This window comes from Candidatus Methanoperedens sp., from assembly GCA_012026795.1.
In the GTDB taxonomy this organism is placed as follows: domain Archaea; phylum Halobacteriota; class Methanosarcinia; order Methanosarcinales; family Methanoperedenaceae; genus Methanoperedens.
Map to the genome: position 1 here is coordinate 19,276 of VEPM01000016.1, position 20,411 is coordinate 39,686.

General features: G+C 39.4%; 20 protein-coding genes and 1 pseudogene. 3 read left to right on the top strand and 18 right to left on the bottom strand.

The window, feature by feature from the left end; translation table 11 throughout:
- Nucleotides 1-11 precede the first annotated feature (11 nt).
- Together casA and cas3 are read right to left on the bottom strand one after the other, a co-directional pair.
- Nucleotides 12-1,604: a type I-E CRISPR-associated protein Cse1/CasA gene (gene casA / locus FIB07_09055; protein NJD52999.1), complete on the bottom strand. Its 1,593-nt coding sequence runs from the start codon at nucleotides 1,602-1,604 to the stop codon at nucleotides 12-14.
- A 14-nt stretch (nucleotides 1,605-1,618) separates the two neighbouring features.
- Nucleotides 1,619-4,345, bottom strand: a complete 2,727-nt coding sequence (cas3, locus tag FIB07_09060) for a CRISPR-associated helicase Cas3' (protein ID NJD53000.1) — start codon at nucleotides 4,343-4,345, stop codon at nucleotides 1,619-1,621.
- Between the two features lie 132 nt (nucleotides 4,346-4,477).
- On the opposite strand from cas3, the gene FIB07_09065 reads away from it, so the two are divergent.
- Complete coding sequence (locus FIB07_09065; protein NJD53001.1) at nucleotides 4,478-5,077, top strand: CRISPR locus-related DNA-binding protein; 600 nt, start codon at nucleotides 4,478-4,480, stop codon at nucleotides 5,075-5,077.
- Between the two features lie 134 nt (nucleotides 5,078-5,211).
- On the opposite strand, the gene FIB07_09070 is transcribed toward FIB07_09065, so the two are convergent.
- The 9 genes from FIB07_09070 to FIB07_09110 form a co-directional block, all read right to left on the bottom strand.
- Nucleotides 5,212-5,910, bottom strand: coding sequence for a hypothetical protein (locus tag FIB07_09070; GenBank protein NJD53002.1), 699 nt, complete (start codon nucleotides 5,908-5,910; stop codon nucleotides 5,212-5,214).
- Between the two features lies 1 nt (nucleotide 5,911).
- Complete coding sequence (locus FIB07_09075; protein ID NJD53003.1) at nucleotides 5,912-6,628, bottom strand: hypothetical protein; 717 nt, start codon at nucleotides 6,626-6,628, stop codon at nucleotides 5,912-5,914.
- Nucleotides 6,629-6,774: 146 nt separating this feature from the next.
- Nucleotides 6,775-7,053 (bottom strand): hypothetical protein, encoded by a 279-nt coding sequence (locus tag FIB07_09080; GenBank protein ID NJD53004.1) that lies wholly within the window; start codon nucleotides 7,051-7,053, stop codon nucleotides 6,775-6,777.
- Between the two features lie 134 nt (nucleotides 7,054-7,187).
- Nucleotides 7,188-7,409 carry a hypothetical protein gene (locus tag FIB07_09085; protein ID NJD53005.1) on the bottom strand — a complete coding sequence of 74 codons (222 nt, stop codon included), beginning with the start codon at nucleotides 7,407-7,409 and terminating at the stop codon, nucleotides 7,188-7,190.
- 1 nt (nucleotide 7,410) lies between these two features.
- A complete protein-coding gene (locus FIB07_09090; protein ID NJD53006.1) occupies nucleotides 7,411-8,178 on the bottom strand; it encodes a nucleotidyl transferase AbiEii/AbiGii toxin family protein in 768 nt (255 codons plus the stop codon).
- A 1-nt stretch (nucleotide 8,179) separates the two neighbouring features.
- Nucleotides 8,180-8,965: a hypothetical protein gene (locus tag FIB07_09095; protein NJD53007.1), complete on the bottom strand. Its 786-nt coding sequence runs from the start codon at nucleotides 8,963-8,965 to the stop codon at nucleotides 8,180-8,182.
- Between the two features lie 164 nt (nucleotides 8,966-9,129).
- Nucleotides 9,130-9,339: a hypothetical protein gene (locus FIB07_09100; GenBank protein NJD53008.1), complete on the bottom strand. Its 210-nt coding sequence runs from the start codon at nucleotides 9,337-9,339 to the stop codon at nucleotides 9,130-9,132.
- A 242-nt stretch (nucleotides 9,340-9,581) separates the two neighbouring features.
- On the bottom strand, nucleotides 9,582-9,821 hold the full coding sequence (locus FIB07_09105; GenBank protein NJD53009.1) for a hypothetical protein: 240 nt from the start codon (nucleotides 9,819-9,821) through the stop codon (nucleotides 9,582-9,584).
- 45 nt (nucleotides 9,822-9,866) lie between these two features.
- On the bottom strand, nucleotides 9,867-10,136 hold the full coding sequence (locus FIB07_09110) for a hypothetical protein (protein ID NJD53010.1): 270 nt from the start codon (nucleotides 10,134-10,136) through the stop codon (nucleotides 9,867-9,869).
- Between the two features lie 637 nt (nucleotides 10,137-10,773).
- On the opposite strand from FIB07_09110, the gene FIB07_09115 reads away from it, so the two are divergent.
- Together FIB07_09115 and FIB07_09120 are read left to right on the top strand one after the other, a co-directional pair.
- Nucleotides 10,774-11,037, top strand: coding sequence for a hypothetical protein (locus FIB07_09115; protein NJD53011.1), 264 nt, complete (start codon nucleotides 10,774-10,776; stop codon nucleotides 11,035-11,037).
- Nucleotides 11,038-11,040: 3 nt separating this feature from the next.
- Nucleotides 11,041-11,451 carry a putative toxin-antitoxin system toxin component, PIN family gene (locus FIB07_09120; GenBank protein NJD53012.1) on the top strand — a complete coding sequence of 137 codons (411 nt, stop codon included), beginning with the start codon at nucleotides 11,041-11,043 and terminating at the stop codon, nucleotides 11,449-11,451.
- Between the two features lie 103 nt (nucleotides 11,452-11,554).
- Here the strand turns inward: FIB07_09120 and FIB07_09125 are convergent, their stop codons facing one another.
- From FIB07_09125 to FIB07_09155, 7 genes and pseudogenes are all read right to left on the bottom strand, one after another.
- A complete protein-coding gene (locus tag FIB07_09125; protein NJD53013.1) occupies nucleotides 11,555-11,968 on the bottom strand; it encodes a VOC family protein in 414 nt (137 codons plus the stop codon).
- 349 nt (nucleotides 11,969-12,317) lie between these two features.
- Nucleotides 12,318-12,539 carry a hypothetical protein gene (locus FIB07_09130; protein NJD53014.1) on the bottom strand — a complete coding sequence of 74 codons (222 nt, stop codon included), beginning with the start codon at nucleotides 12,537-12,539 and terminating at the stop codon, nucleotides 12,318-12,320.
- Nucleotides 12,540-12,726: 187 nt separating this feature from the next.
- Nucleotides 12,727-13,311, bottom strand: coding sequence for a hypothetical protein (locus FIB07_09135; protein ID NJD53015.1), 585 nt, complete (start codon nucleotides 13,309-13,311; stop codon nucleotides 12,727-12,729).
- A gap of 41 nt (nucleotides 13,312-13,352) precedes the next feature.
- On the bottom strand, nucleotides 13,353-14,681 hold the full coding sequence (locus tag FIB07_09140; protein ID NJD53016.1) for a hypothetical protein: 1,329 nt from the start codon (nucleotides 14,679-14,681) through the stop codon (nucleotides 13,353-13,355).
- Between the two features lie 441 nt (nucleotides 14,682-15,122).
- A pseudogene (locus tag FIB07_09145) lies at nucleotides 15,123-16,290 on the bottom strand (IS256 family transposase).
- A gap of 123 nt (nucleotides 16,291-16,413) precedes the next feature.
- Nucleotides 16,414-19,449: a hypothetical protein gene (locus FIB07_09150; GenBank protein ID NJD53017.1), complete on the bottom strand. Its 3,036-nt coding sequence runs from the start codon at nucleotides 19,447-19,449 to the stop codon at nucleotides 16,414-16,416.
- 331 nt (nucleotides 19,450-19,780) lie between these two features.
- The gene (locus tag FIB07_09155) at nucleotides 19,781-20,404 is read right to left on the bottom strand and encodes a hypothetical protein (GenBank protein NJD53018.1); all 624 of its coding nucleotides are present in this window, start codon (nucleotides 20,402-20,404) and stop codon (nucleotides 19,781-19,783) included.
- Nucleotides 20,405-20,411 lie beyond the last annotated feature (7 nt).

The following is a 20,411-nucleotide window of genomic DNA, read 5'->3' on the forward strand; positions in this document are numbered from 1 at the left end:
CATTTCATTTTTTATTTATTTTTAGATATAGTTGGTTTGTCAGGCAAATACAATATTTTCATGATTTGTTTGTTGTTTTTTTGATTAAATTTTCGTAAATTTCTGTGGGCTAAAGCAATACGTTTTGGATCAGCAACATCAATTTGATTTGATTGGGAATACTCATCAAATAATTGCTCGCCAATCCTGAATAATGTATTTAGCCATTTAAGTTTTATTTCAACAATAGTATCAGTACCATCAGAAAATGCAACTCGAAGTTTTTCAAGAGTGGTATAAAACTCCGGTTCAGCATTATTCCAGAATCTGTTATCTATGAAAGAAAAATCACCTTTTACATCCCCTGGTCTCGTGAACATTGCTTCTTTCGCATATTTTCTAACATTGTCCGATATAAGCTCAGACACTCTTATCAATTGCTCTATAGCCGATTCATAATTTTCACGGATATTATCCTCAACATTAATGAGCGGCATTTTTCCTTCATACCAGCAGCGGACTTTCATATTATCAAAATCATAACCGAACGCCCATAATTGAAGTGTTTTCTTATTTTCCAAAGAAGGTTGTCTTTGTAACCTGAATGTATGAACGACAACCGCAGGTTCATTTCCATTTTTCCTATCATTTTGCACAAACCCAAGCCAGTGGCGAAAAGTGATTCCCCCAGGCTGACCCTTTATTGAGATCAGATCGCTCTTTTCATGTCTATAAGGTGTAAGAGTATGATGCCAACTGCTGCCATAATATGTTCCCTTATTCTTTGTAATATAACTTGTGATTAGATTGCTTGAATTTTGATTACACAGATCGCAATTGCCCGACTCCCCAGATTTAATATCAAGGAAAATTCTTCGAGGCATTCCCCAGAACATATGCGCAGGATGTACATGTTCAGGTGTGGTCAATTGATCTTTTTCACTGGTGTGGGTAGGTCCCATCCATGGAAAAATGGAAGCGTCATCTATTAATGACGAATTTCCATATTTATCAAGAAAATCCGACTCGTTCAAAACATTAAGCCATATAGTCTGCCAGAGTGTATCTCCTAATATTATGGTAGTTAGAGGACCTCCTCCTCTGAGTGACACTCTATGTCCTTGCCCTCCACTTGGTGCATTAGTTTGCAATGTGAAAAGAGCCAATGCACTGCAAGCTAAACACATTCTTTTTATGGAATTACGTTTAACGAAATGGTCTGTATTATCTTTGATAGTCTTGTCACCGGGAATCTCAACAAGCAGTTTATCAATCTCATTGGATTCCCATTTATCAGGTTTAAAATCCTGCATAAATCGAGGTCGATCACCATCCACATTAAAAGCACGTGAAACTATCTCAAAAGCGGTCTTGAGCTCATCAACCTTTGGAGGTTCAGTAAATCTTGTCATCCAGTTCCTATCTTTTTTTGGAGCTATTGTTGTCTGCACAAGACCAATTAAAAACTGGATCAATGCCCCATTAAAATCAGGGCGATTGGCATCAAGACTAACAATAGGATTTGAGCCAATATCATCAGTAACCTGCCATGGAGCAATAAATTCTTTTTTTCCATTTGCCCGCCGCACAGGAATCCATTTTTCATTTATCAAATTATATACCACTGTTTTAACACCTCTTAATCTTCTTGAATTGTATTGAGTCCAGTAACAGGATCATAAATCACCCTGACACTGGAACCTTTTCCATTAATCGCAACTCCGTGCCACCTATCTCCTTCTGTCTTTGATAATGGTAATATCACAGCCCATTTTCCCTTATCTGGCATTGAATTTATCGCTTCATCAAGAGCACTCTTCAAAGCTCCTTCGTATCTTGCCATATCCTTAATATTTCTCTGACTTATACTCACCTGACTCATTTCCCATGCATATTTTTCATCTGATATCCACGGAATTATTTTTTTACCATCCCATCTTGCAAGCCGCACATTTGTGGTTAGCTCCCCAAGACGTGTTGGAGTTTTAGTATCATCTAACCACTGATCAACAGTTGCCCCGTATCCTTTGTTAAGAACTAAGGCATTCAGTTTGGCTACTGATTTTGCAGCCTTATCTTCTCCCTCTACTTTATCATCCCTATCTCTCAGGGCTTCTGGCACGTTATTTCTGGCATCACTTCCAAAAACACTCTCTATAAAATTGCGTGCATCATCAGGCATAACAAGTTCCCCACGCTCTGAAAGCAAATGCGCAGTAAGCCATAATTGACCGTGGCTTGGATAAACATAAGCTGCTTTTGAAAACATGTCTTTGTACCAGTTTCCAGAAGGATCATCTGTCAATAGAGGCGCAAATATTCTCAATATCGCAGTTCCAGAACGCTCTTTGCGTGAATGTCTATGAAGGCGTCCAGCTCTTTGAATCATCAAATCCATAGGTGCCAGGTCACTTACCATATAATCAAAATCAAGGTCAAGAGATTGTTCAACTACCTGAGTAGCTACAAGTATCTTTCCTTTTCGGGTAGCATTGTCACTTTCTTTTCCAAACGTGTCAAGTACTTTTTTCTCAATTTTTTGCCGGTCACCCATTGCAAATCGTGCATGAAAAAGAAGAACATTTTCTGAACCCAGTTTAATGGACAAGCTGTTGTATGCATCCACAACATCATCCACTGTATTGCGAATCCAGCAGGCACAACCTCCATTTTCTAAAGTATTCACCAGAGATTCTTGCACAGCAGAAATATCCTCAATAAACTTCACAGTAACATTCCGTCGAGTGCCTTCACGAATTGCAAGAGGTGTTTCAGACAAATAATTCGCAGTGCTGTGAGTGATAAGGGGATATGAATTATCATTTAATTTGTGTTTTTTACTTTCCAGCCCTTCAGAAAAACTATTGACCAGTTCCTGACGTTGCTTTATAGGAAGTGTTGCAGAAAGTAGAATCGCACTTCCCCCCAATGCAGCATGGAATCGCAGCAGTGTGCACAACAGTGTGTGCATATACGGATCATAAGCATGCACCTCATCTACGATCAAAACATGTCTTGATAAACCTAACAAGCGCAGCGACTGATGTTTTGAAGGAAGCACAGCCATTAATCCCTGATCAATGGTTCCGACTCCCACATCTGCCAGCAGAGCCTTCTTTCGATTGTCAGCAAGCCATTCGGTACATTGCGCTGAAGCCGTTTCTTCATTTCTGGCATAAACCCCTTCAACACGGGAATGCTCCAAACCTATGGAATGGCGGAATGTATCAGAAAGATGCCGTGCACTATGTGCCAGCACAAGAGATGGCGCAGCTTCTGCTGAAAACATCAATCTATATGCTTTTACCAATCTGTCATACATTGCGTTAGCTGTAGCCATTGTTGGCAGGGCTACAAATATCCCTTCCGCAAGCCCTTTTTCCATGAGACGGTGAGCTAAACATAAAGCAGCTTCGGTTTTTCCACTTCCAGTGACTTCTTCCAGTATGAACATTTGTGCACTGTCTGAAAGTCCACATGTGGAAACATGAGCCTGTAATGGACTTGGACTCTCAATTTTCGGGAACAATGCCCTCATACCTGTTTTCGATGATATGGTTGATGGCAGCACGCCCGCCTTATTGATTGCTTCTTCTGCTTTTGGTAATGCAATTTTATTCCAGTAATAATCAAGAGACTTAGGTTCAGAACAATACTCACTATTTGATCCGATCCAATCACTCACTATCGCCAAACCAGCAAGCAACCAGGATGATCGCTTGAATAAATCTTCCATCTCTTCATCATAATTTATCAGCAATTGTTTTGATTTACCTGGAATTAGTAATTCAGCAACCTCTTTTACGAAAGATTGCGCCATGATAATATTTTCATCAGTAAAAAGATTCTTTACGTGTATCGTCATACCGTTATCATCAAGAAGTGGCGGTTTGCCATGATGACCTGTTACTGCCTGAACCCACGATATTAAGATAAACCGCCAATCGGTTTTACTGATACTTCCACCTTTTTCCAGATGCAGCAAGTTATCATCCCATAATAGAGACCATATGCTATCCCATAAGTGATATCCCATGGTGTCATGGCGTATATTGTATATTTTATCGCATGTATGTCCCCGTAGATGCTCGAATATATCATGTCTAAGTTTCTGAAAACTATCTGAAAATTTTCCGATATCGTGGATTGAAAGATAAAATGTAATTAGATCGATAGCAACCTCATCACTTAGACCTGTAATTTCAGAAAACTGCTTTAGAAGATGCTTATCCTTTTGCAGCAAAACATGCCCAACTGCTGCAACATCCAGACAATGATACACCAATAAGTGGTAAGATACCAAACTCCTGCTTTCGGAATTATCCGCTTTGCCCCAATATTTGTAATATCCTTGTATTTCATTCATAATTGTTGTTAAGTTGTATATAGTAAACATATACTGACATTTAATGAATATATACCTTTCCACATAACTACAATAACAACAGAAAATTATCTACACAAATAATAAATAATACTAACACAATAATACTTCTCAATGACAAATCTTACACTCATCTCTACAATATATTCACTCGAACCAGTCATTGTATGTGTCACCCGACTATCCCCAGTAAAACTCATACTTCTCACAGAAGAAGGGACAGATGAAAAAAAACTTCGCTCTGAAAAAACCCTAGAAGACACGTTTGGTAAGGTGATCGAGATTGTGAAAAGGAACACATCCCTTTACGACCCGGTCAAGGTTGCTCAGGATGTGGCAGCCCTCATAGAAGAAGAGCACACCCGTGGCAACCACATTATGATAAATGTTTCAGGCGGAAGAAAACCCCAGGCTTTCGGGGCGCTCTTTGGCGCATACACACGAAGCGACATGGTAAAGCGTATAGTCTATGTTACCGAAGAAGACAATTTTATCATCGACTTCCCAATACTTAGCTTCAATATATCTGACACAAAAAAGACAATACTGGAACAAATCAAATCAGGAGTGAGTTCCATTCAGGATATAGCTATAAAAGTGGGCATTTCCAAAGGCATGGCATACAACCACCTGCGAGAACTCAAGGCAATGGGATATATAAAAGGTGAGGACGGATATACAATTACAGACGCGGGTAAGATTGCAGTCATATGAAATGTCTGATATATCACTTCTGGTTATTTTTTTTAATAAGTGTTCGATGACTAATAATTTGAGGGGATGGGGAAGAGAAAACGATATTAAGCTTCCTCAGGGCCGGACTAATTGGGGTATTCATACTAATCTGGTCAGATCGGATAGTGATCTCTCAGTAACCTGGAGAAAAATGCCTCGTTCTCAAATCCCATATCATTGGCTATTTTTCCAAAACCTTTTATGCATTTCTTGGCAAAATCCAAGTCGTCTAAGAAGAATTCAATAGGCTTGATATCAGCTAAATTTGTCATCAATTCCTGAAATATTCGTTCATCATTTGTATCTTTAAAATGTATATCAGCAAGTGATTTCTTGATCTCACTGAGATGGTCCAAATCAAGGGATATTATTTTGAAATCCGGATGAATTTCCTTGATTTTGAAAACAATTGACGCAGATAAATTTATAGAAAGCTGAGATAAAAATGATGGAAGATCTTCTGCATTATGTTCTTTTAGAAAAAGCAATATTTCATGAAAAACAAGATCAAGGAAATTCGTTATGCCAGGTTTATTGATTTTTATCTTTTTAAATAGTTCAATAATCCTGGCCTGGGATTCGATATAATCAATTTTTACATCCTGATATATATCCCGGAAAAATCCTATAATTTCTACCATCACTTCATTTATTTTGTTTCTCAGAACATTATGCGATTCCTTCAGGGCAGAATTACACAAAAAAAGTTCTGCATTTCGCTTATCTTTCATCAAGGCGATCGATGCTTCATGGATCCGGTCCTTGGTATTAACTATCCCTAAAATGATATTTGTATCCAGAGAAAAATTCATCTTAAGCCCCTAGAACCTCAAAGACCGCATTATAATTCCTTGGGATTGTTTCATCCTTTACATAGAAAAAGCGTAATTCAGATACATCATCCTGAAGGTCTTCATATGTGATTTTTCCTCTATGAAAAGCTTCAATCCTCAGTAATGAAATAGATAACATAATCCAGATATCGATATCATCCACTTTTTTGATGCCCTCTTTTATTAATTTCTGGATCAAGAAAAACATTTGATCCAGGACCAATAACTGGCTGGCATTCTCATTTTTATCCCATATTTTTGATTTTATTTCCTCTCTAATGGAGGAAATCCTTCCATTAAGTTTTATTAAAGCTAACCTGTTAACTTCATATCGTTGGTGAGAATCTAATTTTTTCGTGATTGTTTTCAATCTTTTAAAAGTTTCATCAAATTCTTTCAAATCTGATAGTTTCAATTCAAGCCTTTTTTCAATTTCTTCAAGGTCTTCTTGATATACATTTATTGAGACTATATCAGTTAAAGCATCAAGCAATTTTTCTCGGGTATCATATTCCAGATTCAAAATTTGATTCAACTCATTCTGAATATTATACAATTTATGCATGGATCGCAAATAATCAACAGCACCAACTACTGGTCGCCTTATCCAGGTAATAATTTCGAATATATCAGATGAAAAAATATCTAATATAAAATTAATTGATTTATATTGAGTATTTGAATAATAGCCTTCCATATCATATCAACCTGGTTATATGTTGTAACTATAATCTTATTGAAGCTTGTTATCTGTTCTTACAGTATAGTTAAGCTCTTTATAAATAAAAGTTGTTGCTTATATAAATATTGGATGTATTAATAAAATAATTATTATTAAGTATGTCATTTAAGATATCTCTCAGCTGCACTTTCTTCCTCTTTTACTTCAAATACACCAAACAGCGAATTCCTCATTTTTCTTTTCTTCAATTGTTCAATAAAATTCTCAAAAGGTATATCCGCGAGTTCCAAGGCTTTTCCTATCGATATCTCTCCTTCTCTGTATAAATGGGCCGCTATAGGGATCAGATATTCTTTTTCACTCCTCACAATTCCCGGAATAGATATGCCAATTTCCAAAAAAAGTTTTGGCGACGATCTAACTATCACCCAGAGGTCGATTCCCTAAAGTTTCTGACCATCAGAATCCATAGACTCCACCGCTCCACAAAGCTGCGCAGTCCCTGCCGCAGCAGTCGCATACTCCAACGCCCGCAGGCGCGCCGTTCCTGAATGGGAAAATACATGAAAAGGACTCATAATTCAATCATTTCAGCGACTCTGTTCCCGCATAAACCGCATTGCATTAACCTTGCATTTCCCACTGTGAAATACTGCATCATGTGACCGCATTTTTTACAGAATGCTGTGTCCCCTTTCAGTTTCAAGGCATCGATCGCCTGTCTGATCGAATGTAATTGCATATCTTTTTCTTTATCAAGATACATCAGGTCTTCATCCGTGAATGTTATCGCCATATTATTTTATACCCCCTGTCATCAACCCATCAACCGCCTTTTTCGCGGCAACCTCATACGGAACGACCACGCCAAGCAGCGGCATAAGGTCTTTACTCCAGCCCGTCTCAAGCTGCGCTATACGCTCACTCATTTCCTTGCCGGAATAACTCTTATCATAAAGAGCAAGCTTGCTGTTTATTAACTTAATATTGGGTTTTACCCCTCTTTCCAGCAGGAACCAGAGGTCATAGAGATCTCTTGCCATGCCTCTCACCAGCAGCGCCCTCACCTTTTCAGCAAATATATGGTCAAGGCTTGCCGCACTGATAACAAACGTCTTCACATCATCGTATTCTGTACGCACCACTACTCTTTCTTCAGATACGTTCTCCCCTCTCAGACTAACATCAATTCTTACCATACCTTTGGTAATATCCCTTCCTTCGTATAGCGGCCCCATATAGCTCAGGACAAAGCCAAATCCTGACCTTGACATCCTTTTGTTCCTGATCTGTGCATTGATGCCGAAATACTCAAGCTCCTTTACTGCTGTTTCCAGCGTTTTATATGCCTCATCTTCGTCAAGATTTGAGTTAAAATCCAGATCCTCAGAATACCTCGGTGAACTGTAAGCAATTCGAAGGCAGGTGCCGCCCTTGAATATTAATCCAGTTGTCTTCGAATAAAGCAGGCTAAGAAATACTGCCTGTACGTAGTCCCTCTCCTGGGTAAATAGCGATACCCTGTTCTTCAAGGCGATCTTTTCAATTTTCTTCCTCGTCAGCATGCTAAGTCTCCCTCCATCCAAGGATCTCTTCTTCGTTCATATTCACATTAATATGCCACTTCTTATCCCAGACTTTGCTCTTCTTTCTTGCCGGATCAAGCTTGACATACTCATTCGACGAACATTCCAGTAACATCCCTGCATCAGCGCCGAATCTCTCAAGCAGGTATCCTAATCTTGAGCAAAGGCTCCTGTTCTTCATGGCTGATGCATAATCAAATAGTCTCTCAGGATCAACTTTATCTTTTGCATTATAAACCGCTTTTATCACCTCTGCCGTTCCACCTGCATTTTCAGGCAGGTAAAGACTGTCAATGACTGCCTTTTCCTCTTCTGCGATCAGGAAATCAAGTTCTCCTGTTCTCTCTTTCCTGTATCCAAAAAACTTCTCTGGATTTATCAGCACATATTTGAACCTGGAATTGTTGAACTCTACTTCTTTCTTTTTCCTGGTAGATGCAACAAAAACCACCGCTGGAACCTGTTCTGTGAATCCGTAGAAATTCAAAGCACTCCAGAAACTCACATATGAAGGATAAACAACCCTTGAAGCTATAAAAAACGGATTGGAAAGAACGTACTCTGGTTCGAAACCAAGCAAGAGATACTTTCCCTTCTCTACGGATTTAATAAACCCTCTTCCCTCAAGTCTTGCCACAATCGTATATGCTTTTTCAACAGGGACTTTTAATAAACCCGCAAGCTCACGCACTGTGAAATAGTAATATTCCTGCTCAAATAACAATTTTATGATGTAATTTGTGGAAAGTTTTGAATTATTTTGCATATAATTATATACACAATTTACATAGATAAAAAGTTTACCTTTAATTCCCGGAATCGATAAGCCATTTTTCCAAAAAAGTTTTGGCGACAATCCAACAATAACTCCGAAGTCGTTTTCCTAAGGTTTCTGACCACCAATAAACAATAGAACCCCATACATTCAGCTTACAGTAACCTGCTGCCAAAAAAAATAACAACTACTCGGCTCTCCTGGCCCAGGAACTCATTCCAGCACTTATAGGAACAGATACCGGTTATCAACTGTTCGCGTTCCCACGGTTTGGAGTTCGGGAACTGTTCCTGGATAGGTCTGTCATTGAACCTATCAAGCACGGTATCATATATCTGAAGACAGCTCGGGCACTGCCATCTCATAGCTCAACCACGCTCCCGCATAGTGAGCAAAGCCTGATGTTTCGGTACTCGACATCGTTTCCATTTCTGACTGCTTCGTTATAACTGAGCAAACGTTATCACCGCACTCTTTACAAGCCTTCTCATTGTTCATATTGATTCTCCAAACTATCGATATCTCGATAATTCATACCCAATAATTTTATTTAAAACTAGGCAACCAACCGCCCGCAGGCGGCGCACGATCATCCCCTGATCGGGCTTTAGCCCCATTTATCCGCCGTCAGGCGCGCCCGTTCCCTGAAAGAGGATAATTCCAGAGGTCGATGCGCTTGTCCACTGACGGCAGATGAGAGAAGGCACGATTCATCCTGAAAGGCGTTCCGATCGCCTGATGACCCGAATATGCTGTACGCTCTGATGGTCCACAGCGAATTCCATGACCTGGATATCGCCATTGACACCCTGAACAGGTGCGTAGATATTGTTCCTCTATGCTCCAATGATCATGTCGCACCTGGGGCGGCAGGATAAATTGAGAGAAGGAATCAGTCTGATGAATTGATCTCGATATCCTCAAGGGTTTTTTCTACATCACTCTCTTCATCAAGCCTTGAAAGCACATCCATTACCTTGGCGACAGGTACATCGATATTTTCGGATATACTGGAGATCGAATATCCTTTCCTGTGATATTCGATAATAAGCTCCTCTGTAACTCCTCTGGCGATGTATTTCCTTGCAATTGCAGATACCGGAAGATATTCTTCTTTTGATTTCCGTTTGAGGTAGCTTGCGATCATATCTGGAAGTGTCACATTAATATTTGTTCCTATATTTTCACCAACTCTCTATTTTTTTCAAGATTGGGATCATTGATGTTTATCCCTAGCTCATTTTCAATTTCAGCGGCTACATTTTTTATGGTGGATAACTTCATTTCCCGCAATATTTCGGGTTCTGTTCTCAAGGTATTTATTAGAAATGTGGCATTTACAATAATTTGCATAAATTGCTTAATTAGCATAAATATATGTAAATATTTAAAAGTATCTTTGCGTGACGGGTATTAAAAATCTGAATTGCTCATTTTTCAATATCTCACCTGTTCGTCAGCACGATCCCTGACTCTGGACGAATTCTCAGACACCATATTCCCGCTGGTTTATTCTTCAAATATTGGGGTCTGGGGTCGTTAAACCCAGCGCAGTAAGATGAAATAAAGCCATCAAATTGCCCGTTCAATCTACCCACTCGTTTAACCATCAAGTACCATTGCAGCATAAATTATGGATATCCACTGGACTCCAGCAAGCTTCGTAGCGCCTCAAAAGGCGAAAGATAAAGCCATCCAAAAGAATCCGGGAACTGCGCCATGAAGATATCGGTTTTGGAGAATAGACCTCATCAATACTGGCAAAGCCTTATTAGGTAAGAAAGTAAGAAGTTAGTATCATGGCAACAGAAGTCGAGTTCACAAAAATGTCCACAAAAGGTCAAATAGTGATCCCTAAAAAACTCCGCGAAGGATTTGAAGAAGGGACACCCTTTGCAGTGATCCGGGACAGGGATACTATCCTTCTCAAAAAAATAAAACTCCCTGGCATTAAAGAATTTGAATTTCTTGCAGAAAAAGGAGAAAAAATAGCAAGAGAACAAGGTATCAAAGAAACAGACGTTGATGATATAATCCATAAACACCGCAAAGTACAAAAATAAAATATGGTAAAGGTAGTTGCTGATACCAATATTTACATTTCAGCTTTGTTCTGGCGCAGGAATCCATACAAGTTCATCCATCTATGCTTTGAGGGAAAAGCCAAATTAGTGATATCAAGTCAAATTATCAATGAACTTGAAAGGATACTTTTAACTGATGGGAAATTTGAACTGCCGCGAGAAGATGTGGCTTTATACTCAGAAATAACCTTAAGCCATGCTGAACTTGTCTCTCCTGCATTCACTTTGAACGTCATTGTTAAGGATCCTGCAGATGACAGGATATTAGAGTGCGCTGTTGAAGGTGAGGTAGATTATCTGGTTTCAGGCAACAAACATCTTCTTGATGTTAAGGAATTCCAGGGGATAAAAATCGTGACTCCAAAGCAGATACTTGAGATCCTTAGAGGATGAACTACAAGATCGCATTAATGAGTGCCCAGCTTTGAGCTTATCCCAATAATAGTCAGCTTATAAAAAAAGCTGAACTGTTCTGTGTGAATTGAAATCTCTATTATTATTGAGGAGGTTCTACCAGTTCTATCAGCACCCCGTTCGGGTCTTTCAAGAAGGCAAGTTTCATACCCCCCTCCAGTTGTACTGGCTCTAAATGAAATACAATGCCTTTCTTCTTAATTTGAGATACTGTAGCCTCAATATCATCCACGGAAAAAGTGATATGGTCATCTATCGGGATTGAACCTTCTCCGATTTTGAGTTTAACACCCTCAGAACGCTCTGGAACATTTTTGCCTCTGCACTTCATGAGTTCTATTTTACTTCCATTCTTTTCTACGAAAACTGCTGATAATCCCGCCTCTGCCATCTCTATCCTGCTGAAAATAGAAAAGCCAAGCACATCAGTATAGAATCCCACTGACTGATCTAAGTCGTTTGTTATAATCCCAATATGGTCGATTTTTTTAATCATTTTTTTCCTCCCTGCTGCTTTTTCAGAATGCCTTTATAATATTATATATTTTACATTTGATAATCTTTTGAGAAGATGATTAACCGGCTTGAAACTAAAAGAAAGCGATTGAACAGATAAGATTTGAACGGTTGAATAAATGGAGGAAGAAATAAACCCCTTTATTTCTACTGGAAAATTATATAAGTTAATCTATTCAATACTAATAGGATAGAGCAGGCCATGGATAGGATGGTAAGTGGAGTGATATGAAGCTAATTGCCTGCTCACACTTAACAATAACCATCAAAACTAATATACCTGTTTCGTTAAAAAATGATTATGATTATGACATATCAAGACTAGGGTTTCATAATTCAATCATCTCAGCAACCCTATTCCCGCAGAAAACACATTGGAGAAGCTTTGCATTTCCAACTGTGAAATACTGCATCATATGACCGCATTTTTTACAAAGTGTTGTGTTGCCTTTCGCTTTTATGGCATCAATTGTCTGCCTTATAGATCGCAATTTTTCATCCTGATCTTTGTCAAGATACATCAGGTCTTCATCACTGAATATTATCGGCATCGTATGCTATATTTATGTTATTCATATATTCAAGTATTGCTAACTTGAATAAATATGTATATTTTCAGTATTTTGTCTGTTCCTGCGCAAGCACAATCCCTGACTCTGGATGAATGTCCAGACACCATATTCTCGCTGGTTTATTCCTCTAGCATCAGGGTCAGGGGTCATCAAGACCCCGGCACAGTCAATCTATGAACTTAAACGATCCAAAAATCTCATTGAAATTGGTTTCAAGTTCGGCAGTCACATTATCCCGTTTTTCTGCATTGCTGCTGATGACCTGAAAGCGCAATACATATGATCTTTTTCCGTGAATCACATGTATATCTCGCTGGTATAAGTCCCCGACAGTCCTGTATTTCCTGATGATCTCCCATGCTCTTTCTCCTCCAAGTTTTGTCTCTCCCTCATAGGTAATGCCCTCTTCTCTTTTCAATTCCTGTGAACGTGCATACGCCAGAGTGTACCCGATAGGGACTAATTGTGTATCCATACTCACCTGGACTATGGAAAGAGTGCCGTACTTTTCCAGATCAAGCCTTATGGCGCTATCATCACCCGACGGCCACCAGGGGTATTTGTCATTAACAAAATTAATTACACCACCATAGGGTACTTGCCACATTACATCTGATTTCCATCCGGAAGGGATTTTCATTTCAAACATAAGAGTTTTGTTGGAATAAACATCCTTTCTGATTTGATCGGTATTAGATAATGTCTCATTACCTGCAATTTGTGTAATGCATCCGCTGAAAAGAACGATCATCAGAAAAAATAAAGTGAATAAAATGTTTTTCTTTTCCATAATTATAACCATTGATATATTAAAGTAAGTAGCTCCTGGTATGTTATTGGATCTGCAAATCCAGCCGGTACTGTTTTGCTTATCCAGTCGTCTATTGCTTTTTGAATGTCAGCGTACTCCACTGTGCCGGGATCATCACCAAGTTCCCTGTAATATGCAAGAATATCGAGTGTACTTGCAGGTTCAACAACCCACACCCAGGTTTGTATGGCATTGCCTTTTGCATTATTGACAATTGAAGTTACGATCCATGTGCACTGTGATGCGCTGGTGTTGACATAGTTCGACAGGGTTACACTGCTGTCGGTCTGAACCACTGCATTATTGAGAGACCATACAATATTTACAGTCTGATTGGTCGCGATACTGAATGTCCTTTTTTCACCTGCAGTATTTTTCACTGTGGAATTAGCAGGGCTGAAACTGGTTATATTCGGCGCGCCGATCGTTGGAGTTTGCTGTGATTCCTCAGTTGCATTTATTGTTATAACATAGTTTTGCCCTTTGAAAGAAGTTACATTGAAGTAGATCCCTTTTCCATATTCCCTGACTACAGATACGGTGCTTCCGGATGTAAAACCCATTTCATCATAATAGGGCTTCTTTGATGAATCCTGAATAATTACACGATATAATACATCGGGCTTAGTGTATGTGAAATTAAAATATGTTTTTGTTGAGTTTGATGAGTAAGTAACAACATAAGGAATAGTTGAACTCTTAGATACTGATGTTTCATAGGTTGCATTATATGTGCCGTCATAATCGTCATCGCTTCCGATATAGCAGCCTCCCTCTTCAACACGTACAAAAGCAGGCTCATTAATATCAGGACTGCAATCCTTATAATATTGAACTAAATAGTTCAACCGTTCCAGATTTGTAAATATATTTGTGTCGTATGATAGAACGATATCCGAGGAAGTAATTACTGCATTATCATTAAAAGCCCAGTGAACTTTATTATCAAGACGAGAGAATGATACAACTCCACCGCCAGAACCGCCGGATCTTATCGTAAAGGAGGTCTGATAATCCTGGGGAGGGAAGGAATATAAATTTGTTAAATTTATGGTTAGAGCTGACAGATGATCCCAGGATGAAGTATCAAAATATAGTTTGTCAAACGATACATCATATTCAGTAGCCCAATCGTTCCCGTTCCCAAATGTGTAAACATGAGTATAATTTTTTTCCTGGGTGTCGTTCATAACCACCTTACCGGATTCTGCTCCGGCTACGGAAGTTAATAAAAATACCAATATGATCGAATACAATACGTTCCGACATTTCATGGCCGCAATTCCTTTTTTACACATTATTTTTTTCACAAAAACTCGATAGTGCAGCTATGTATTTAAATTATTGCACATATAATATATAAAAGTTAAAATTAGTTTTTATCTTCAGTTTTCATCTCGTATATCAAAACCAAGATTTAATCTTAAACAACGTTGATGTGGATTGAATATCCCGTCTGGTCAGAACAGATTAACAGATTTCCAAAGGGGTGACTCAGATAGGCAGAATGGTTCCAGGCTTTTTATCTACTTGAAAAAATGTTTAACGCAAACACTGAATCTTTGATTGAGGCACGGATAATGGCTACGCACACCTTATAGACGTTATGTGCGAATCTGGTCTTTGGTGGGATTGCCTTTATCAAGCGCATGCGGGGGTTTTATGAAAAGACTTTTTATACATGGCAAAGGATTTCGGTTGGGAGTGTAACCGTTTTTGCTCAAACTTTCAATTCTCATATTTCACCATCTCTATAAATATCCATCCACTCGTTCATCGAAGTACACCCTGAGCTGGTTTAGGATCATACCCCAATTCTGAATAGGCATTTTCCATTTTTCAGTGGCATCCATAACGATCAGATATAGAATTTTAAACAGAGAATCGTCTGTCGGGAATGAACTTTTGGTTTTGGTGAATTTTCTAATTTTCCTATTAAAATTCTCTATCGGATTCGTGGTATAGATCATCCTTCTAATCTCAGGCGGATACTTAAAAAATGTGCATAAACCCTGCCAGTTGCTTCTCCAGCTCTTTATAGCATATGAGTATTTGCTGCCCCATTTCTTCTCGAATTCGTCCAGGGCTGCTAATCCTGCTTCTTCATTAGGGGCGGTGTATATCACTTTCATATCCTCACAGAACTGTTTTCTATCCTTGTAATTGACAAATCTTGTAGAGTTTCTGATCTGATGCACTATGCATTTCTGGATCTCTGTTTTTGGAAATGCAGCTTTGATAGCGGCTTCAAACCCACTTAACCCATCGACAGATGCAATCAGGATGTCCTTTACTCCACGATTTTTCATATCAGACAATACATTCATCCAGAATTTGGATGATCCCGCCTCCCCTATCCATATGCCCGGTATCTCCTTTTTGCCCTCTATTGTTATTGCAAACACCGTATAAGCTGTTTTTTTGCTACCTTGCCATCCTGGTTCACATTGAAGACAATGCCGTCCAGATAAATTATGGGATACATTGGCTCAAGCTGTCTGTTTTTCCACTCCTTTGTTATGGGAAGGATCTTGTCGGTTATCCTTGTAACCATTTTTGGCGATACATCAATCCCGTAGATCTTTCTCATATGATGCTCGATATCCCGATTGCTCATTCCCTGAGCAAATAAAGAAACGATCATATCCTCAAGCGAATTTGATATGGTCCTTTCATGCTTTTTCACGATCATAAGTTCAAATTCGCCATTGGTGTCTCTTGGAATATCAAGAGGTATCTCCTCGAACTGGCTTTTTACTGTCTTTTTGATGTGCCCGTTGCGAGAATTACTCGTTTTTTATTCTTCCAATCGTACCTGGAATAACCAAGTTCGCTTGTCATTTCTTCTTCCAGTGCTTCCTGGAGAACATCTTTGATCTCAACAATAAAAGCTTCTTCTATACTTTTCCCAGTTTTCAGATTATTCTCCCTGAGCCATGTCCTTGCTTGTTGTTTTGTAAATAGTTGTGCCATTGTTGCTAACTCCTATACATTCTTCTGTATATGAAGTTTCAGCAAAAACAGTTACACTCCCGTTCCAGCTTATAAAAATGGTAATATGAGACTTATAATCGATGCAAGCCCAACCACTCGATTGAACCAGACTTCTTTTTTGGGTACTTTTAAATCCTCTAGTTTTTTCAAAATTTCCTTTGTTGCATCATTATTTTGAGGCAGCTTTGGTATTATCTGAGCCTCAATTTCATTAGCCAACCTTGTTATATCAACATCTAAACGATTAAAACCCTGATGCTGCCGATTTTCTATGTCATTTAAGCTTAAACCAATTTTGTTAAGATCTGCTTGAATTGTTTTTAGTTTATTCATCTCATTTTGTATCTCATGCAGTGAGGGAACTATTTCTCCAGAACGAAGTTTTAGCATAGAAATACCATAACTAAGATTATCAAGTTTGAGAAGAACTTTATCCTCCAGATATTCAATCTGCTTATCCTTTTCTGCTAATTTTTCTTTCATGTTATTTATCTCAACAGAAATAGAAATAACCATAGCTTTCATGGCCATTGCTTTATCTAATAAATCTGCGTTTTCAAGTTGGCTATATCTACCACTCTCTTTAGGTAAAAGAATATCAAAGGTAGCACGCACATCAGTAATTAGATTGTTCAATACGCGATCGGCTTCGATTGGTTTCTTAGTATCTCCCAATCCTTCAACATGAACATTGGCACTATTGCTTATCTTTTCAAAGGGAGTTCCTTGAGATACCTCATGGAGTTTCTTTGTTTTTTCTTCGATTTCCCCAAGTAATTCCTTAATTTTTTTATCAATTATTGGTAGTCCCTTCCTGATCAGCTCCTTTGCTCTAGGTGCTTTTTCTTCTATTGCTTCAAGAATCTCACAAGCACGGTCGATGTACTGCTTGTATGCTTTTATGTCGGATTTAATTTCATTTGAATCTCGCGCTCTCCGCAGCTCCTTCAGTGCATTTCCGAGATTTTCCACAGCTTTCAGGAGCTTTTCTTTAATCTTTGAGCCTTCAAGAGCACCTTCTGCTTCTGCAAGATATTTTTCCACCTCAACCTTTGCATCTCCTTCCTTGAATACTATGGTATAATAAGAAAGATAGAATGGAAGACAAAATCTTGCAGGATTAAGATATTTTGACTCACTTGAGGCTTTTTCAAAAAATTTCAGGGCTGACTCCAACTCTTTCTTAATTGATTCTTCATTTTTCGCCTGGATTGCCCTGTATATTGATACTTCACCGGATGAATGGTTTGCAGCTATACGGACATCTTTTTCAGGGTCATGTGTCAGCATTTGAAGCCAATCCCATACCTGTTTTCTATATTCTCCGGGAATCTGGGAATAACAAGAACCGAGGCCACGACAAGAATCAATTCGCACAAAGTAGTAATTGTCCTGCCTGAGCCTTTGAAGGTCATCCCATGCCTGTTTTCTGTATTCTTCGGGAATCAGGGAATAACAAGTACCAAGGGCTTTAGCAGCTCCACCTCGCACAAAAGGATCTTTGTCCTGTGTGAGCCGTTTAATGTCATTCCATGCTTTCTTCCTATATTCATAGGGCGTATGAGAATAACAAGAACTAAGTGCTTTAGCGGCATACCCTCGCACCTGGAAGTTACTGTCCTGTGTGAGCCCGATCAGTTCGTCCCATGCCTGTTCTTTATATTTTTCTGGAATGCAGGAATAACAAGAACCAAGGGCATCAGCAGCTCTCATGCGCACGCCCTCGTAATTGTCATGGGCGAGCCTCTGGAGGTCTTCCCATGCCTGTTTTTTGCATTCTTCGGGAATATAGGAATAACAAGAACCAAGGGCACAAGCTATGCTACTTGGCACATAGTTGTCAATGCTCTGTCTGATAATTTCATGATCTGCGAGGGATGCAGCGGCGCCATTTTGCATTGTGTCGTTATTGTCCAGTGTGAACCTATGCAGGTCGTTCCAAGCCTGCTTTCTATATTCTTCTGGAATGCAGGAATAACAAGAACCAAGGGCATCAGCAGCGCGCATACGCACAAAGTCGTTATCGTCCTGAGTGAGTTCAATAAGTTTGTCCCATGCTTGTTGTTTGTATTCTTCAGGAATTTGGGGATAACAAGAACCAAGGGCAATAGCGGCCTCACTATACACAAAAGGATCATTGTCATGTGTGAACCTAATCAGATCGCCCCATGCCTCCTTTCTGCATTCTTCAGGAATCTGAGAATAACAAGAAACAAGGAACCTACCGGCATCTCTTCGCACAATATCATATTCGTCCTGAGTTAACCTGTGAAGGTCATTCCATACCTGTTTTTTGTATTCTTCGGGAAGGTGGGAATAACAAAAATCAAAGGATTTTACAGCACCACTTCGAACACCCACCATATCGTCCTGAGTAAGCCTTTGAAGGTCATCCAAAGCCTGTATTTTGTATTCTTCGGGAAGGTGGGAATAACAAAAACCAAGGGCATTAGCGACACCACTTCTCACCTCGTAGTCATTGTCACGGGTGAGTTTATGCAGGCAGTCCCAAGCTTGCTTTTTGCATTTTTTTGGAATCTGAGAATAACAAAAACCAAGGGCATTAGCTGCGCCACTTCGCACATCCGGGTAATTGGCCTGCAAGAGCCCTATTAGGTCGTCCCAAGCCTGCTTTTTGTATTTTTCGGGAATGTAGGAATAACAAGAACCAAGGGCACGACTAGCGCCACTTCGTACAAAATACTCTTTGTCCCGCGTGAGCCTGTGCAGGTCGTTCCAAGCCTGCTTTCTGTATTCTTCGGGAAGGCGAGAATAAAAAGTCCCAAGAGCATTAGCGGCACGAGTTCGCACAAAATATTCTTTGTTCTTCGTGAGTCTGTGAATGTCGCCCCAAGCCTGCTTTCTATATTCTTCGGGAAGGTGAGAACAACAAATACTAAGGGCAATTGTGGCACCCCTTCGCACATCATCACTATTGTCCCTAGTGAGCCGGATCAGGTCGTCCCAGGCCTGTTCCTTAGATTTAAGAATAGAAAAGTTGTCATTCAGTTCTTCTATTGCTTTTTTCCGGTCCTTCACATCCCTGCTCTGTGCGAGTCTATGAATCTCAGCCTGATCGACCACTTTGAACCTCCTATTCTCATTACCTCAGCAGATTTTAAAACAGTTTCGATTGAATCAGTGCTGTATACTTCCGCGTCAAAGTAGCAATAAATACTTGTCAAGTAGCCGGAGGTCGTTTCCGACCCCAAGCTCTTTAAGAACCGTACATGCGACTTTCACTGCATACGGCTCAAATATTTTTAACCCTTTATATCTTCCAAACAGACATTTTTCAGTATCTCAGCTGTTCTTGCGCCAGCACATTCTCTGACTCTGGACGAATGTCCAGACACCATATTCTCGCTGGCCTATTCCTCTAATATTGGGGTCTGGGGTCTTTAACCGCAGCGCATCAGTCTAAGAACTTAAAAGATGTGATAATTTCATTGAAATCTGGTTCAAGTTCAACTGTGACATTATCCCGTTTTTCAACATCTGTACTGATTACATTGAAATTTAACACAAATGATCTTTTTCCGTGAATGATATGTATATCTCGCTGGTATAAATCTCCAACAGTCCTGTATTTTCTGATGACCTCCCATGCTGTTTCTCCGCCGAGTTTTGTATAACCTTCATATATGATTCCCTCCGGTCTTTTGAGCTCCTGTGAACGTGCATATTCCAGCGTGTACCCAGCAGGAACTAATTGTGTATCCATACTCACCCGAACTAAGGCAAGAGTGCCATAGGTTACAAGATCAGTTCTTATGGCGCCATCATCGCCCGATGGCCACCAGGGATATTTGTCATTTACAAAATTAATCGCACCGCCATAGGGCAATTGCCACATAACATCTGATTTCCATCCCTGGGGCATCTTCGTTTTAAACATGAGGGTTTTGTTGTGAAAAATATCGTTTCTAGTTTCTCCTGAAAAAATATTTTTATTGAGGTTTGTCTCACTTGCAATGCATCCGCTGAAAAGAATGATCAGCAGCACTAATATAGTCGATAAAATGTTTTTGTTATTCATATTTTAT